Annotated in this window: 19 protein-coding genes and 1 pseudogene; 7 read left to right on the top strand and 13 right to left on the bottom strand. The window is 59.0% G+C overall.

Going from position 1 to position 14,037, the window contains the following annotated elements:
- Nucleotides 1–18 precede the first annotated feature (18 nt).
- Genes MW046_RS01125 through MW046_RS01115 form a run of 3 tightly spaced genes read right to left on the bottom strand, consistent with a single transcriptional unit; the run spans nucleotide 19 to nucleotide 2,294 of the window.
- Nucleotides 19–804 (bottom strand): ABC transporter permease subunit, encoded by a 786-nt coding sequence (locus MW046_RS01125; RefSeq protein ID WP_247993737.1) that lies wholly within the window; start codon nucleotides 802–804, stop codon nucleotides 19–21.
- Nucleotides 801–1,715 (bottom strand): ABC transporter ATP-binding protein, encoded by a 915-nt coding sequence (locus MW046_RS01120; protein ID WP_247993736.1) that lies wholly within the window; start codon nucleotides 1,713–1,715, stop codon nucleotides 801–803. The genes MW046_RS01125 and MW046_RS01120 overlap by 4 nt, the downstream gene beginning before the upstream one ends.
- Before the next feature lie 51 nt (nucleotides 1,716–1,766).
- On the bottom strand, nucleotides 1,767–2,294 hold the full coding sequence (locus tag MW046_RS01115) for a GNAT family N-acetyltransferase (protein WP_247993735.1): 528 nt from the start codon (nucleotides 2,292–2,294) through the stop codon (nucleotides 1,767–1,769).
- A gap of 110 nt (nucleotides 2,295–2,404) precedes the next feature.
- On the opposite strand from MW046_RS01115, the gene MW046_RS01110 reads away from it, so the two are divergent.
- Nucleotides 2,405–3,142 (top strand): SDR family NAD(P)-dependent oxidoreductase, encoded by a 738-nt coding sequence (locus MW046_RS01110; protein ID WP_247993734.1) that lies wholly within the window; start codon nucleotides 2,405–2,407, stop codon nucleotides 3,140–3,142.
- Between the two features lie 3 nt (nucleotides 3,143–3,145).
- On the opposite strand, the gene engB is transcribed toward MW046_RS01110, so the two are convergent.
- Both engB and MW046_RS01100 read right to left on the bottom strand, forming a co-directional pair.
- The gene (gene engB / locus MW046_RS01105) at nucleotides 3,146–3,763 is read right to left on the bottom strand and encodes a GTP-binding protein EngB (RefSeq protein ID WP_247993733.1); all 618 of its coding nucleotides are present in this window, start codon (nucleotides 3,761–3,763) and stop codon (nucleotides 3,146–3,148) included.
- 5 nt (nucleotides 3,764–3,768) lie between these two features.
- Complete coding sequence (locus MW046_RS01100) at nucleotides 3,769–4,740, bottom strand: NOG1 family protein (protein ID WP_247993732.1); 972 nt, start codon at nucleotides 4,738–4,740, stop codon at nucleotides 3,769–3,771.
- Between the two features lie 100 nt (nucleotides 4,741–4,840).
- On the opposite strand from MW046_RS01100, the gene MW046_RS01095 reads away from it, so the two are divergent.
- Nucleotides 4,841–5,200: a DUF5518 domain-containing protein gene (locus tag MW046_RS01095; RefSeq protein WP_247993731.1), complete on the top strand. Its 360-nt coding sequence runs from the start codon at nucleotides 4,841–4,843 to the stop codon at nucleotides 5,198–5,200.
- Between the two features lie 2 nt (nucleotides 5,201–5,202).
- Here the strand turns inward: MW046_RS01095 and hisE are convergent.
- From hisE to MW046_RS01075, 4 genes and pseudogenes are all read right to left on the bottom strand, one after another.
- Nucleotides 5,203–5,473: pseudogene (gene hisE, locus MW046_RS01090) on the bottom strand (phosphoribosyl-ATP diphosphatase).
- Nucleotides 5,466–5,963 (bottom strand): bifunctional nuclease family protein, encoded by a 498-nt coding sequence (locus tag MW046_RS01085; RefSeq protein WP_247993730.1) that lies wholly within the window; start codon nucleotides 5,961–5,963, stop codon nucleotides 5,466–5,468. The pseudogene hisE and the gene MW046_RS01085 overlap by 8 nt, the downstream one beginning before the upstream one ends.
- Nucleotides 5,964–6,005: 42 nt before the next feature.
- Nucleotides 6,006–6,602 carry a pyridoxal 5'-phosphate synthase glutaminase subunit PdxT gene (pdxT, locus tag MW046_RS01080; protein WP_247993729.1) on the bottom strand — a complete coding sequence of 199 codons (597 nt, stop codon included), beginning with the start codon at nucleotides 6,600–6,602 and terminating at the stop codon, nucleotides 6,006–6,008.
- 40 nt (nucleotides 6,603–6,642) lie between these two features.
- Nucleotides 6,643–6,801, bottom strand: coding sequence for a preprotein translocase subunit Sec61beta (locus MW046_RS01075; RefSeq protein WP_247993728.1), 159 nt, complete (start codon nucleotides 6,799–6,801; stop codon nucleotides 6,643–6,645).
- A 101-nt stretch (nucleotides 6,802–6,902) separates the two neighbouring features.
- On the opposite strand from MW046_RS01075, the gene MW046_RS01070 reads away from it, so the two are divergent.
- Complete coding sequence (locus MW046_RS01070; RefSeq protein ID WP_247993727.1) at nucleotides 6,903–7,172, top strand: thioredoxin family protein; 270 nt, start codon at nucleotides 6,903–6,905, stop codon at nucleotides 7,170–7,172.
- A gap of 33 nt (nucleotides 7,173–7,205) precedes the next feature.
- Here the strand turns inward: MW046_RS01070 and MW046_RS01065 are convergent, their stop codons facing one another.
- Nucleotides 7,206–7,478: an ArsR family transcriptional regulator gene (locus MW046_RS01065; protein ID WP_247993726.1), complete on the bottom strand. Its 273-nt coding sequence runs from the start codon at nucleotides 7,476–7,478 to the stop codon at nucleotides 7,206–7,208.
- Between the two features lie 207 nt (nucleotides 7,479–7,685).
- On the opposite strand from MW046_RS01065, the gene MW046_RS01060 reads away from it, so the two are divergent.
- On the top strand, nucleotides 7,686–8,003 hold the full coding sequence (locus tag MW046_RS01060; RefSeq protein ID WP_247993725.1) for an EMC6-like membrane protein: 318 nt from the start codon (nucleotides 7,686–7,688) through the stop codon (nucleotides 8,001–8,003).
- Nucleotides 8,003–9,826, top strand: a complete 1,824-nt coding sequence (locus MW046_RS01055; RefSeq protein ID WP_247993724.1) for a ribosome biogenesis/translation initiation ATPase RLI — start codon at nucleotides 8,003–8,005, stop codon at nucleotides 9,824–9,826. Before MW046_RS01060 ends, MW046_RS01055 begins: the two co-directional genes overlap by 1 nt.
- A gap of 50 nt (nucleotides 9,827–9,876) precedes the next feature.
- Here MW046_RS01055 and MW046_RS01050 read toward each other — a convergent pair whose 3' ends face one another.
- The gene (locus tag MW046_RS01050) at nucleotides 9,877–10,062 is read right to left on the bottom strand and encodes a hypothetical protein (protein WP_247993723.1); all 186 of its coding nucleotides are present in this window, start codon (nucleotides 10,060–10,062) and stop codon (nucleotides 9,877–9,879) included.
- A gap of 139 nt (nucleotides 10,063–10,201) precedes the next feature.
- Nucleotides 10,202–10,723 (bottom strand): archaemetzincin family Zn-dependent metalloprotease, encoded by a 522-nt coding sequence (locus MW046_RS01045; protein WP_247993722.1) that lies wholly within the window; start codon nucleotides 10,721–10,723, stop codon nucleotides 10,202–10,204.
- Here MW046_RS01045 and MW046_RS01040 point away from each other — a divergent pair.
- On the top strand, nucleotides 10,718–11,170 hold the full coding sequence (locus tag MW046_RS01040) for a UPF0146 family protein (RefSeq protein WP_247993721.1): 453 nt from the start codon (nucleotides 10,718–10,720) through the stop codon (nucleotides 11,168–11,170). The genes MW046_RS01045 and MW046_RS01040 overlap by 6 nt on opposite strands.
- Complete coding sequence (locus MW046_RS01035; RefSeq protein WP_247993720.1) at nucleotides 11,167–12,036, top strand: TIGR01548 family HAD-type hydrolase; 870 nt, start codon at nucleotides 11,167–11,169, stop codon at nucleotides 12,034–12,036. Before MW046_RS01040 ends, MW046_RS01035 begins: the two co-directional genes overlap by 4 nt.
- 48 nt (nucleotides 12,037–12,084) lie before the next feature.
- On the opposite strand, the gene dnaK is transcribed toward MW046_RS01035, so the two are convergent.
- Nucleotides 12,085–13,983 carry a molecular chaperone DnaK gene (gene dnaK / locus MW046_RS01030; protein ID WP_247993719.1) on the bottom strand — a complete coding sequence of 633 codons (1,899 nt, stop codon included), beginning with the start codon at nucleotides 13,981–13,983 and terminating at the stop codon, nucleotides 12,085–12,087.
- Nucleotides 13,984–14,037 lie beyond the last annotated feature (54 nt).

Here is a 14,037-nt window from a genome sequence, read left to right as displayed (position 1 = left end):
TCGTTGTGAGATGGTCGGTTATAAATCACGCCGTTCGAACAGCCAGCCCCCGATCGTCACGGACACGAACGCCCAGCACACGAGAACGAGGATCCCGAACCACGCGGTCGTGTGAACGCCGGATTCAAACAGCAGCGTCTCCGTCGGGTGCAGACGCTGGACGAGGTGACTGAACGCCCGCATGGGATTCAGCGCCACGAACACGTCGACCCACGCCGGTTGAGGTGGTTGGGGCATCGAAAACCCGTTGCGCACGTAGCGGATCCCACGCAAAAGCAGATCCCACCCACCGAAAAACAGCAACACGAACGTGAACGAGGCGATCGCAGCGCGGTTCACGGTTCGAGACGCCGCGGAGACGCCGACGGCCAACACCGTCAGACTGACACCCAACAGCACGGCAGCGAACCACACCACAAGGGTTAGTACGACACTGTATGCGTCAAGCGTGAACAACGCGACCGCACCAGCAACGAGATAGCCGACCGAAACGACGCCCACCGTGAAGAGACTCCGCCCGACCACCGTACCGACCACGACATCCCGACGCGAATGTGGATAAGAAAGCACCACTCGGAGGCTCCCGGTTTGGTGTGGTTCCGCGATCGTCCGGTAGTTGCCAACGATCGACAGCAGTGGGACGAACAACGCACCCAAACCGAGAAGCATCGAGACCAAGCCAGCCCTCGTAACCATGTAGACGCCGCCCCCGAACAGCAGTACAGTCACGCCGAGCACCACCCACAGATACCGCGACCGGTAGGGATCGAGTAGCCGTCGCTTGGCGACGACCAGCCAACTCATCCGTCTGCTCCGGTGTAGGCGGCGAACAGTTCGTCAAGTGACACCTCACTGGTTTCGATGTCGAGCACCGACGCGCCGTTCTGCCGGAGTGTATCAATGACAGCAACCTTCTGACGGGCTGGACACGACACGGAGACGACGCCGTCAGTATCGGAAACCGAGACGTTTCTCACGTCGGGAAGCTGTCTGACCGATTCGATCGTCTCACCCGGCTGGCTGTCGAGTGTTACCCGAAGCGTTTCTGAGGTCCCGACGGTCTCCTGCAGTCCTCCGATGCTGTCTTCTGCGACGATCGTTCCGTCCACGAGAATGCCGACGCGATCACACACTGCTTGGACCTGTCCGAGGATGTGGCTAGAGAAAAACACCGTCGCGCCGCGGTCACACTCCTCACGGACGATCGTCCGCATCCTGCGCGCGCCGTTGGGATCCAATCCGGTTGAGGGCTCATCGAAAATGAGCAGTTCCGGCTCGCCGACCAACGCCAATGCCAGCGCCAGCCGCTGTTCCATTCCTTTCGAAAAACCACCGACGGCCCGATCTGCGACCGATCCGAGTCCGACGCGATCTAGCACGGCGTCCGAGTCGTCGTCTGTGTCCATCGATTCGATGGCGAATTCGACGTGATTGCGGGCGCTCAGGTGGCCGTCGAGATGGTACGCGTCTGGAAGCACACCGACGCGACGATGCACCGCCTTCGTCTCCTGCTGTGCATCCAACCCGAACACGGTCGCCGTTCCAGCAGTGGGCCGGACGTAATCGAGCACCACGTCGATCATCGTCGACTTTCCGGCACCGTTCGGTCCGAGGAGACCGAACACCTCTCCCGCGTGAACGGTGAGATCGACATCCCGAAGCGCAACGATATCGTCGAACTGCTTGTGAAGTGACTCCAATTCGATTGCGGCCATTGATCGAACGCTCAAACCACTCCGGGTATATGTTTTGTGTACATCAGATTGCTACGTATGGTATTCATTAGCAAGGAGTCCGTAGCGAAGCACATCGACGTACTCTCCCTCGACGAACCCTTCCTGGCGGAACCGACCTTCTTGGGTAAAACCCGCTTTTTCCAACACCCGATGTGATCCCGGATTTCCCGCGTAGGCGCGGGCATACACCTTGTTGAGCCGTCGTTCGTCGAACGCGTAGCCACAGAGCAGCTTCACTGCGTCGGTGGCGTAGCCGTTGCCCCACTGTTCGGGAACGACCATGTAGCCGATTTCGACCACGCCATCCACTTCGTTCGGGGGCTTGAGGCTGATGCTCCCGACGGGGGTGCCATCGACACACATCGACAGATGCGTTCCCGCACGTTCACCGAGCGACTCGATCCACTCCCGTTCCGCTGTGTGATTCATCGCCTCGACAGAACCGATCGAGATTCGGACGCGCGGATCGTTGATAAGCCGCTGGAAGAACTCGGCGTCGTCGTCCTCGATCGTCCGGAGGCTCACGTCCGTACCCTCCAGAAATACTGGTCCAGGCATACACAGCTGATAGAAAGCGATCATCTTGAACGTATTTGATATATGATATCGAGTTGCACGCCTGAAACTGCAACCGACGGTCGCTACTACGTACCCCCCTATCGCTCTGTATGGAGCAACCGGATCTCACCGGACGGACAGCACTCATAACGGGAAGCGCGACGGGCATCGGTCGCGGGTTGGTTTCGGCGGTCGCCGAGTGTGGCGCGGACGTCGCGGTCCACTACTATACGAGCGCCGACGCGGCGCAGAAAACGGCACAAACAGCGTGCGAGCGCCATGGCGTCCGAACGACGGTTGTGCAGGGTGACGTTACCGATCCTGACGCCGTTGATGGGCTGTTCGACGCGATCGAAACCGAACTCGGTAGCGTCGATCTCCTCGTGAACAACGTCGGCGACTTCGCACCGACACACTGGGAAGACATTGACTGGGAGACGTGGAACCGCGTGCTGGATACGAACTTCAACGCCACGTATCTCTGCTCGAAACGCGCGCTGGCACCGATGCGCGACGCCGAATTCGGACGGATCGTCAATATTGGCTACGCAAGCGCCGAGAAAGGGCTGGTCAGTCCGACGAACTTCCCATATTTCGTAGCCAAAGCTGGCGTGCTCATGTTCACACGGATGCTCGCAGCTGATACCCAAGGAGACGGCATCACCGTCAACGCCGTGTCACCGTACGTCGTCGAAACGTCCGATGCGTTTCCCGAGGCGCTCCCGCGGGACCGTCCTGCAACGCTGACGGACGTGATCGATCCTGTCCTGTTCTTTCTCGGCGGCACGGCGTACATCAGCGGGCAGAACATTGAGGTTGATGGCGGGTGGCTTCCGGAAACAGTGTAGCGATCAGAAAAACCCGAGGAGATCGTCGCGCTTGGCCTCATGAAGGTGGTGTCTGACCGCGTCGGTGAGTGGAGTGATCTGGCCGCGCTTTGCGCTGATCGGGGCGATCGTCTCGTCCCACTGCTGCCACGGGGGAACGAGTCCAAGCCGATCACAGAGCGCATCAAGGCGGTCGTCGCGGTCATCGACCTTATCCATCTTGTTGACGGCCACGACCGGTGGGATTCCGACGTCCCGAAGGAAATGGAACAGTTCCACGTCGTGGGGGATTTCCCCGCGTTCTGAGTGCCGGTCGATGATGTCGATGGCGCTCTTGCCGTCAACCACGACCACCCCGGCGAGGATCGACTCGGCGTAGTTTTCGACATACCGGACGACGTCCGTTTTGATCGCTTCGCGGCGCTCTTCGGGCACTCCTTCCATGAACCCAAACCCGGGGAGATCAGTGAGTACGAAGTCCTCAGCGACCCAATCGTAGTGGTTGGGCGAGCGGGTCACACCGGGCTTTGATCCGGTCGACACCGTGTGTCCGGTCAACTCGCGCATCAGTGTGGATTTCCCCACGTTCGAGCGACCGACGAGCACGACCTCCGCGGATCGATCCGGACGGCTATCGAACATGGTCGTTACTCCGTCGATTCGAACGGCAGTTCGATCGTGTGATCGATCCGGTCGATCGCCGTTTCGAGCAGTTCGTCGACGCCTTCCTCCTCGGCAACGCTGAGATGCAGATCGGCGTCTAGCTCTCGCGACCGGTCGGCTTTGGCACAGACGGTCACCACTGGCACCCCGGCGAATCGGGATTCGAGCTCATCTCTGAGCGCGAGCTGTACGTCGACCGGATAGCCACACGACGCGCTAGCATCGACGAACACGAGGATACAGTCGGCGAGGTGAGTAAGCGCGCTCACGGCTTGGGATTCGATGTCGTTGCGATCCGCCGCTGGCCGGTCTAGCAGTCCCGGCGTGTCGATGAGTTGGTATCGGATGTGGTTGCGCTCGATGTGACCGACTTGCACCCGTTTGGTGGTAAACGGGTACGACGCGATCTCGTTTCGGGCGTTGGTCACGTGGTTCACGAACGTCGATTTGCCGACGTTCGGGTAGCCGGCGATGACGATCGCCGGCTCATCCGGACGGATGTCGGGAAGCTGCTTGAGCTGGTCGCGTGCCGCGTTGAGCGCTTGGAGATCCTCGGACACCTCGCGTGTGACATCAGCGAGCCGAGCGAACGCCTGCTTTCGAAACAGCCGTGCAGTTTCAGTCTCCCCCCGGAGCCGAGACTGATACTCCGAACGGATCTCGGCGGCCTTCTCGCTGGCCCACATCACTTCCGAGAGGTGTTGTTTGAGCGCATCGACGCCACCGTCGGCCACGGCGTCGGCCAGCTCGTGATAAAACGGGTCGAGCGCGTCGAAATCCGGCCACGTCGTCGAAACGTTCTGTAGATTATCGGAAATGATATTCGAGGCTGTGACCAGCATCGACTGTTGTGCCTCGATGCCGGATTTCGCTCGTCCCGCCCGAGCGGCCCGAGAAAACGCTGTATCGATGAGTTCCTCCGACCGAGGGACGGTCGGCAAATCCTCGAACGTCATACACGGACTACCAGTCCGGCAGGTAAAAGCACGTTCGTTGAACCGACGTCCGCTCGGCCAGTGCACGAAACGATTTAACAGGGAGCGCACTACATGGAATATGACCAATTGGCGCGCTGTCGTCATCGGTTTTCTGGTCGAACTGGTGCTCGGACTGATCGGCTTTGCCGTTCCGGTGTTGGGCCACGCTGCTGCCGGTCTGCTAGGGGGATTCGTCGCCGGTTACCTCGCGGGTGGTGGGCTAGGTCGTGGTGCGTGGCACGGGCTGCTCGCGGGAGCGTTGGGTGGCATCCTACTGGGTATCGTCGTCCTCCTCGGCGGAACGGTCATCGGGGGGATCGCTGCCGGTCCCGTCGGACTGCTCGGGGGACTCGGTCTCGGCGTGATCGCGATTTTGGTGGCGTTGTTGACCGCGATACCGAGCGCGATCACCGGCGCACTCGGCGGTGCCGTCGCGTGAGGTCACCGCCGACGCTCTAGCTCTTCAAGGAGATCCTCTAGCTGCATATCGTACATCGCGAGCAACACGAGCAAGTGATAGACGATGTCGGCGCTTTCGTGAGCGATCTCTTCGTGATCGTTGTCCTTCGCAGCCAGAACGAGTTCCGTGCTTTCCTCTCCCAACTTCTCAAGCACAGCGTTCGATCCCTTTTCGTGGGTAAACAGAGCCATCCGGTAACGTTTCCTTTCGGTCTTCGATCACTTCGAACAGCTCCGCGAGCACCTCACTCATCGAATTCCTCCTCCGTGGACGGCCACACGTCGGGACCGGAACCATCGATTACCTCGCGGATGTCGTGGAGTTGGAGATACTGCTCCGGATCGTCCCCCCCACCATCGAATACGTCTGGTGCGATTTCGATCGGGGCGTTCGTCCGGGCGGCAAGCGCGAGAGCGTCGCTCGGACGAGAATCGATCACGACAGACTCCCGTGGAGTGTCGAGATGAAGATCGGCGAAGTACGTCCCGTCTTCGACCGCCGTAATAGCCACGTGATCGATCCGACCACCGAGTTCTTCGATCCCATCGAGCAACAGATCGTGTGTGAGCGGTCGGCCGATGTCGTCGGCGTCGAGACCACGGACGATACTCGTGGCCTCCGAGAAACCGATAAAGATCGGCAGGAGATCCGTTTCGTCCTCGTCGTCGGGCGCGAGTGTGACGACCGGAACTGCACCCCGCTGTGTGCCCGCTACTCGGACGCCTTCGATGGATGCGTTCATACAACAACTGTAGAGCGCGCACGGCAAAACCCCTCGGGAACGTCAGTACAAACGATCGGTATCGAACAGCGCGAGATCGTGCAGTCGCGTGTCGGAGGTGAGTTCGGGATGGAACGACGTGCCCACGACCGGGCCTTCCCGAACGGCGACTGGGTTGCCGTCGTACTCTGCGAGCACCTCGACGTCCGATCCCGCTGCGTCGATGAGAGGTGCACGAATGAACACTGACGGAAACGGCGTCTCTAGCCCATCGATCCGGAGCTGTGTCTCGAAACTATCGCGTTGCCGGCCGAACGCGTTCCGATCGACCGATACGTCGAGAAGGTTCAACGATCGAACGCGTTCGTCTTTCGGATCTCGACTGGCGACGATCAACCCGGCACACGTGGCAAACAACGGATTGCCCGCTTCGACGTGGCTCGTGATCTCCCCGTCGATCCCCTGTTTCCGGAGCAGTCGGGAGATCGTCGTCGACTCGCCACCAGGCATGAGAACCATGTCACAGTCCGGAACCACCCCTGACGTTCGGATCTCGCGGACGTCCGGATCCACGTCATGACGGCGAGCAGCGCGTCGAATCGCCATCTCGTGCTCCGTAACGTCACCCTGAACAGCGATGACACCGACAGTGAGAGTCATCTATTGAGATTTGTTGGTGGCACAACGGAAAAGCGCCGCGTTACAGCGCGTTGAGAACGATAATGAGAACGCCGAACAGAACACCGAACGCGACGACGGTGCGCGGATCAATCCGGGGTGCGTTGCGGTCTTCAGAGTCGAAATACCGGACCAACCCGGCACTCGACATCAGCCCGCCTGAACTTTGTCCTTTACTCATACGAATACATTCGGACCATCGTTTGTAGGCGTTTCGGCGTGGGAGGGTACAGTGGATAGTGAAAACCCTTATTCCGACGGCTTGGTTAGCTTTGGTGTACGATGACCATCACGCTGAAGGATTTCTATGCGGACTGGTGTGGCCCGTGTAAGACCCAAGATCCGATCCTCGAAGAGCTCCACGAAGACTGGGGAGATCGGTTCGAGGTCGAAAAAGTGAACGTCGACGAACAACAGGACGTTGCCAACGAGTATCAGGTACGATCGTTGCCGACGCTCATCATCGAAAACGAGGAGGGCGTCGTCGAGCGCTTCGTCGGCGTTACACAGCGCGACGACATCGAAACCGCGCTCGAAAAGGCAGGAGCGTAACCAAGGAGACGACGAGATGCGGTATGAGGGGTATCAATCGTTACAGACGGCTGCTTCCGCGTTTTCTGTCCCGATCTCACCAGTGATCTCATACAGATTCTGCCGGGCATCAGCGAAGTAAACGTCCTCATCGACTGCGTCGATTCCTTCGAGTCGTTCGAGTGCGTACCGCACCGTACGCGCGGACAACATCGACTCTTCGACGATACCCTTTTGCGTCAACGGACCGTTGTACTCAAGGACTTTGTAGACGAGTTTCGCGCTCGGGGGGAGATCGACAAGACCCTCTGTGGCCGTATCACTCATTTTCTCGATACTCACACGTTCAGGGCGTATAAAGATTGAGGCAAATCATGCTGACAAATCAGGAATATCAACATAATGTACATGATATGTATGGAAAACACTTTGTGGTCATACAGTATGGAGGACGTCAAACCGTTCTGATCCTGCCGATACGGGATGAGAGACACAATCGAACGGTTTTTGCGGCCAGCCAGCCGACGTAGTGGCATGGCAACCGATACGACTGATGCCCACAGCGACTATCTACGCGGGGTAACAGTCACGGCGTTGTCCGCCGTTCTCGGGATCACCGCGGCCTATGGCTCTCTCGTCGTCACTGGTGACGTGGCCCCAGCAGAGACCGCGACGAGTTCCACTGTGGTGTACGTGCTCGCGGCGGCCATCGCGGTGCAGTTCCCGATACTCAAACTGAGTGGGCTCAAAGACGAGTTTTCAGGGAAGGACATCCTTTATGTTTCATTCATGACGTTTGCGGTTTGGTTCGTCAGCCTAACAGTCCTTCTCACCGCTGGAGTGAGCGTCTGATGGCGGACGATAGCATCGCTGTCGTGGATCTCGACCGGTGTCAGCCCGACCGGTGTAACTACGAGTGTGCAAACTACTGTCCACCCAACCGAACCGGGAAGGAGTGCATCACCAAACGCGGTGAGGAGACCGTTCGAGGGACGGCGGATCAAGTGCAGATCTCCGAAGAGATCTGCTTAGGAGAGTCGTGTGGGATCTGCGTCACGAAGTGTCCGTTCGATGCTATCGAGATTATCAATCTCCCCCAAGAGTTGGACCAGACACCGGTTCACCGCTACGGCGAGAACTCCTTCGCCCTCTATGGGCTACCTGTTCCACAGGAAGGGTCGGTGACCGGGATTCTCGGACCCAACGGGATCGGGAAAACGACCGCGGTTCGGATCCTTGCCGACGAGATCCAACCGAACCTCGGCGACTACGACACTACTCCCGATTGGGACACCGTGATCGACGAATACCGAGGCACCGAACTCCAATCCTATTTGGAGAAGTTACAAACCGGCACCGTCACGGTCGCACGAAAGCCCCAGTACGTCGATAAGATCCCGAATCAGTTCGATGGGAACACTCGCGAGCTACTCGCTGGGGCGGACGAACGGGGCGTCGTCGACGATCTCATCGAACGGCTGTCGATCGGTCCAGTCGTCGACCAGCCGATCGACACGCTTTCGGGCGGTGAGCTACAGCGCGTCGCGCTCGCGGCAACGCTGTCCCGTGATGCGGACTTTTATTTCCTCGATGAGATCACGCCGTATCTGGACATTGGACAGCGGGTAACCGCAGCGCGACTCATTCGAGAACTCGCAGCTAACGGCGATCGGTCGATGCTCGTCGTCGAGCACGATCTCGCGGTGCTCGATCTGCTTGCAGACACCATCCACGTCGCATACGGTGAGCCCGGTGCGTTCGGCGTCATCACACCACCCAAATCGACGCGACAGGGCATCAACGAGTATCTCACCGGCTATCTGGAGTCCGAGAACATGCGTATCCGGCCCGAAGCGATCGAGTTCGAGCAACACGCCCCCCGAACGGCCTCGACGGGTGACGTCCTCGTCGAGTATCCGGATCTCGTCAAATCCTACGGGGAAAACGAGTTCTCTTTGACGGTCGAATCGGGTATGATCCGGGAAAAGGAGGTGCTCGGGGCGGTCGGACCCAACGGGATCGGAAAATCCACGTTTGCGAAGCTTCTCACTGGATCGCTCGAACCGACGGAGGGATCGGTCGACACCCATCTCGACATCGCGTACAAGCCACAATACATCGAGATCGACGAACCGATGCGGGTTGATGCCTTCCTCTCTTCGATCACCGATCAGTTCGGTTCCTCCTACTGGGAGACGGAGATCGCACAGCCGCTCCAGCTTGAACGGATCATGGAACAGACGCTCACGGATCTGTCAGGTGGGGAGCGCCAGCGGGTCGCTATCGCCGCGTGTTTGTCCGAAGAGGCCGACCTTTACCTCCTGGACGAGCCGTCTGCTCACCTCGACGTCGAACAGCGCGTGCTCGCCACCCGCGCCATCCGTCGTTACACCGAAAACCACGACGCCACTGCGCTGGTCATCGACCACGACACGTACATGATCGATCTCCTCGCGGATCGACTTCTCGTCTTCAACGGCACTCCTGCCACCGACGGCCATGCCTCATCGCCCGTCGGTATGCGGGAAGGTATGAACCAGTTCCTCAGCAACCTCGGAGTCACGTTCCGACGTGATCAGCGGACGACACGCCCGCGAATCAACAAGCCCGGTAGCCAACTCGATCGGGAACAGAAAGCAGCTGGCGAATACTACTACGCCCCACAAGAGGAGTAACTCTCAAACCACGACTACGACCACGGGAGCTTCGACCGATTGTCACCCGTTTATGTCCGTAGTTGGTACCACGCGGCGATCACCACGGTCCCGACCACCAGACCGACCGGGAGCGCGATATGGAACTGTATCGGTTGGGGCAGTGGATCGTACAGAGAAACGACTCCTACGAGAAATGCGATCAACACGAGTGCGGCCCCACCCCGAACCGTGGCATCCCTTCTCATGTCCATCATACTAACTATTATATTGCGTACGATACAAATCTTTCGCCTATTTACCATGAATATATTGGTAACTGACGGGGGCCATTGCGTTCCATCGCAGTAGTGGTTGCCTTTCGAACGGTTTGGTATGATCGGAGCAACACAGTATTTAGTGTATTAACCGACTGCAACTGCCACAGAGAAACTGTTCTTTCACGTCGACCTCTCGGACGGTCGGTGAGAAGTTCATCACACATCGTTTGTTGTCACAGTGTTCGAGTCCGAGCGTATGTCCGATCTCGTGGATCACTTCCTTTCTGACCCGGTCTGCAAACACTTCCCTACCGGAGTTGGTTGCCAGTCCACCGTCGGTGGTTGTTTGGAGACGATACGTAGAGACGACGCTGCCGTTACCATCGAGGTAGGCGAGTCCGAAGACGTAGTTTCGACGGCGATAAAAGAGATCTTTTGCGGTAAGCGCGATGTTTTTGCCACCGGAACCGATACGACTGGCGAGTTCGATGAACTCCTCAGCACGGTACTGGTTTCGGTTTGAATCGTACGCGCCGTCGGGAATCGGCTGCTCTTCGTGGACAGTGACATCACACTCGTACACGGAACGGAGGCCAGAGGAGGCCTCGCGTTTTACAGCCGCAGGAACATCACCGACCGGCACGATGTCAACATGCATAGAAAGGGATTAGAACGGACCGGCTATAAATATCCCGACGTGACGACATCCCGAACGCGCGAGGCGTTGGTCGACCGTCTCGCCAGTTACGAGACGGTCATCGAGGTCGGCATCGGTGCTCGGACCGACGTCGCAACCGCGCTTGCCAATCGCACAGAGGTCATCGCGGTCGATGTACAGGAGTGTTCGGTCCCACCGGGCGTTACGTTCGTTCGAGATGATATCACCGCACCACAGTCGGAAGTGTACACGACAGGGGATGCGATCTACGCCCTGAACTGTCCACCGGAGTTACAACGGCCGCTCTGGTCGATCGCTCGGGACGTGGACGCGGACTGTTTGTTTACGACGCTCGGGAACGATCCGGCGTTGCCCCGCGTCGAATCCGAAACGCTGCCGGGTGAGACTCTGTTTCGGGTTCGTACCGAACGGGGTGAACTGCCGTGAGGATCGATGCCGTCGTCCTCGATATCGATGGCGTACTCGTCGACGTGGCCGACTCCTATCGCCGGGCCATCGTCGAGTCGGTGTTGCATGTCTATGGGGATACGATTCCGAAAAGCGATGTCCAACTGTTCAAGAACGCTGGCGGGTTCAACAACGACTGGGAACTCACGCACGCGACAGCGCTGTACGTTCTCGCGCGCAAGGAAGGGCTAGCCTACGATCTGGCGACGTTCACCGACGCGATCGAGGCGAGCGGCGGCGGGCTTGAGGGCGCACGAACCGTTATCGCCAACGCGGTCGATCCCGACGTCCGAGAACGGGTTTATGCGCGGTGGGACCGAGATCGTCTTACCACCGTTTTCCAGCAGCTGTATCTCGGGAGTGACCTGTATCAGAGCCTTCATGAAAACGAGCCGGACTTGGAAACGGAGGGGTTCATTCACGACGAACCGGTGTTCGTCACACCAGACACTGTGACGTGGCTCGCTGATCAACCGCTCGGGATCGTCACCGGTCGACCCGCAGCCGAGGCTGCGCTCGCGCTCGATCGGACCGGGATAGACGTTTCGGACGAGCGGCTGTTCACGATGGACAGCAATACACCCGGAAAACCGGCGCCCGACGCGCTGATCGATCTCACCAAGCAGTTCGGCAACGGAACGAACCGCGTGGCGTTCGCAGGCGACACGCTCGACGACATCAAAACGGTCCACAACGCGGCTGACGCCGATCCTGAACACGATTATTTCGCCATCGGTGTTCAATCCGGTGGGCTTTCGGGGGAGAGTGGCCATCAGGCGTTCGAAAACGCGGGTGCTCACATGGTCGTCGAAACCGTCAACGAACTCCCAACGATACTGGAGTAATCAAAGACGGACAGTCCGCCCAACTATCGGCCGATCGGTGACTCAGACTTAGGTCGATGACTCGTCTTCGACGTCGTCGAAGTCGGCATCGACATACTCCTGATCGTCGCTACCAGTGCCCGCTGCACCAGCGCCTGCTGCGCCAGCACCAGCACCGGCTCCGGCTGCACCGGCACCACCGGGACCTGCGCCAGCACCGCCAGCCTGTTGCTGATACATGTGCTTGCCGATCTCCTGTAGCTCTTCGGAGAGCTGTTCCGTCGCGTCGGTGAGTTCTTCGGTCGTGGCGTCCTCGTCTTCGAGCGTCTCTTCGAGCGATTCCATCGCGTCCTCGATGTCATCGCGGATCTCGTCGGTGATCTCGTCTTCGTTCTCTTCGAGGAGCGTTTTGGCTTGTTGGACGGTCGATTCTGCGGTGTTACGGGCCTCAATCCGCTCGCGGCGTTTTTCGTCTTCCTCGGCGTGGGCCTCGGCGTCCTCTTTCATCTGCTCGATCTCTTCGTCGGAAAGCCCAGTACCGCCTTCGATGGTGATCGATTCGGCGTTGCCGCCTTGTTCTTCCTCGGCTTCGACGTTGACAATGCCGTTCTCGTCGATATTGAACGTCACTTCGATCTGTGGCGTCCCGGCTGGAGCAGGCGGGATGCCGTCGAGTTGGAACGCTCCCAACAGCTCGTTTTCGTTTGCGACTTCCCGCTCGCCCTGGAAGACGCGCACTTGGACGCTCTGTTGGTTGTCAGCGGCCGTGGTGAAGATCTTCGACTCTTTGGTTGGGATGGTGGTGTTCTTCTCGATGAGTCGCTCGAACAGACCACCTTTGACCTCGATCCCGAGCGAGAGCGGCGTTACGTCGAGCAACACGATGTCGTCGACTTCCCCACCGAGAACGCCACCCTGAATGGCCGCTCCGAGCGCGACGGCCTCGTCAGGATTGACGTTTTTCTTCGGCTCTTGTCCGGTGAGCTTCTCGACTTGCTCTTGGATCATCGGCATCCGGGTCGATCCCCCCACGAGGATCACGTCATCGATGTCGTTTTTGGAGTAGCCAGCGTCGGCCAGCGCCTGCTCCGTCGGCTCGATCGTCCGCTTGACGAGATCTTCCGTGAGTGCCTCGAACTTCGCCCGCGTGAGCTTCGTTTCGAGCGTGAGCGGTCCCGAGTCGGTCGTTGCGATGAACGGGAGGTTGATATTCGTCTCTTTGCGGCTCGAAAGTTCGACCTTCGCGTCTTCTGCGGCGTCTTTCAAGCGTTGGAGCGCCTGACGTTCCTCGCGGAGATCCTTGCCGTGTTCCTCCTCGAAGTCGTCGGCCAACCAGTCGATGATCGCCTGATCCCAGTCGTCGCCACCCAGTTCGTTGTCACCGTTAGTGGCAACCACCTCGTACACACCGCCTCCGAGATCGAGAAGAGAAACGTCGAACGTCCCACCGCCGAGGTCGAACACGAGTACGGTTTGGTCGGTGTCGTCATCGAGTCCGTAGGCCATCGACGCAGCCGTCGGCTCGTTGACGATGCGTTCGACCTCGAACCCGGCGATCTCACCGGCGTCTTTGGTGGCCTGTCGCTGACTGTCCGAGAAGTACGCCGGGACCGTAATTACGGCCCGTTCGATTTCCTCGCCGAGATACTCCTCGGCGTCACGTTTGATCTTCTGGAGGATCATCGCGGAGATCTGCTCGGGCGTGTACTCCTCGCCATCGATGTCGACCGTGTACCCATCTTCACCGATGTGTCGCTTGATCGATTCGATGGTCCGCTCCGGATTCTGGACGGCCTGGTTTTTCGCCGGGCCACCGATGAGTCGCTCCTCGTCGGTAAACGCGACGACTGAGGGCGTCGTCCGGTCGCCTTCGGCGTTGACGATCAGTTCGGGATCGCCACCTTCCATCACTGCAAACGCACTGTTTGTCGTCCCAAGATCGATACCAAGAATCTTGTTACTCGCCATGTTACTCGTCCCTATTGCTGTCGAACCGTTAAACCTTGCTGAATACAGTGTCTC

It is taken from the genome of Halocatena salina, from assembly GCF_023115355.1.
Lineage (GTDB): Archaea > Halobacteriota > Halobacteria > Halobacteriales > Haloarculaceae > Halocatena > Halocatena salina.
Note: the sequence above shows the minus strand (reverse complement) of the source record. Positions and strands in the feature narration are given on the sequence as shown.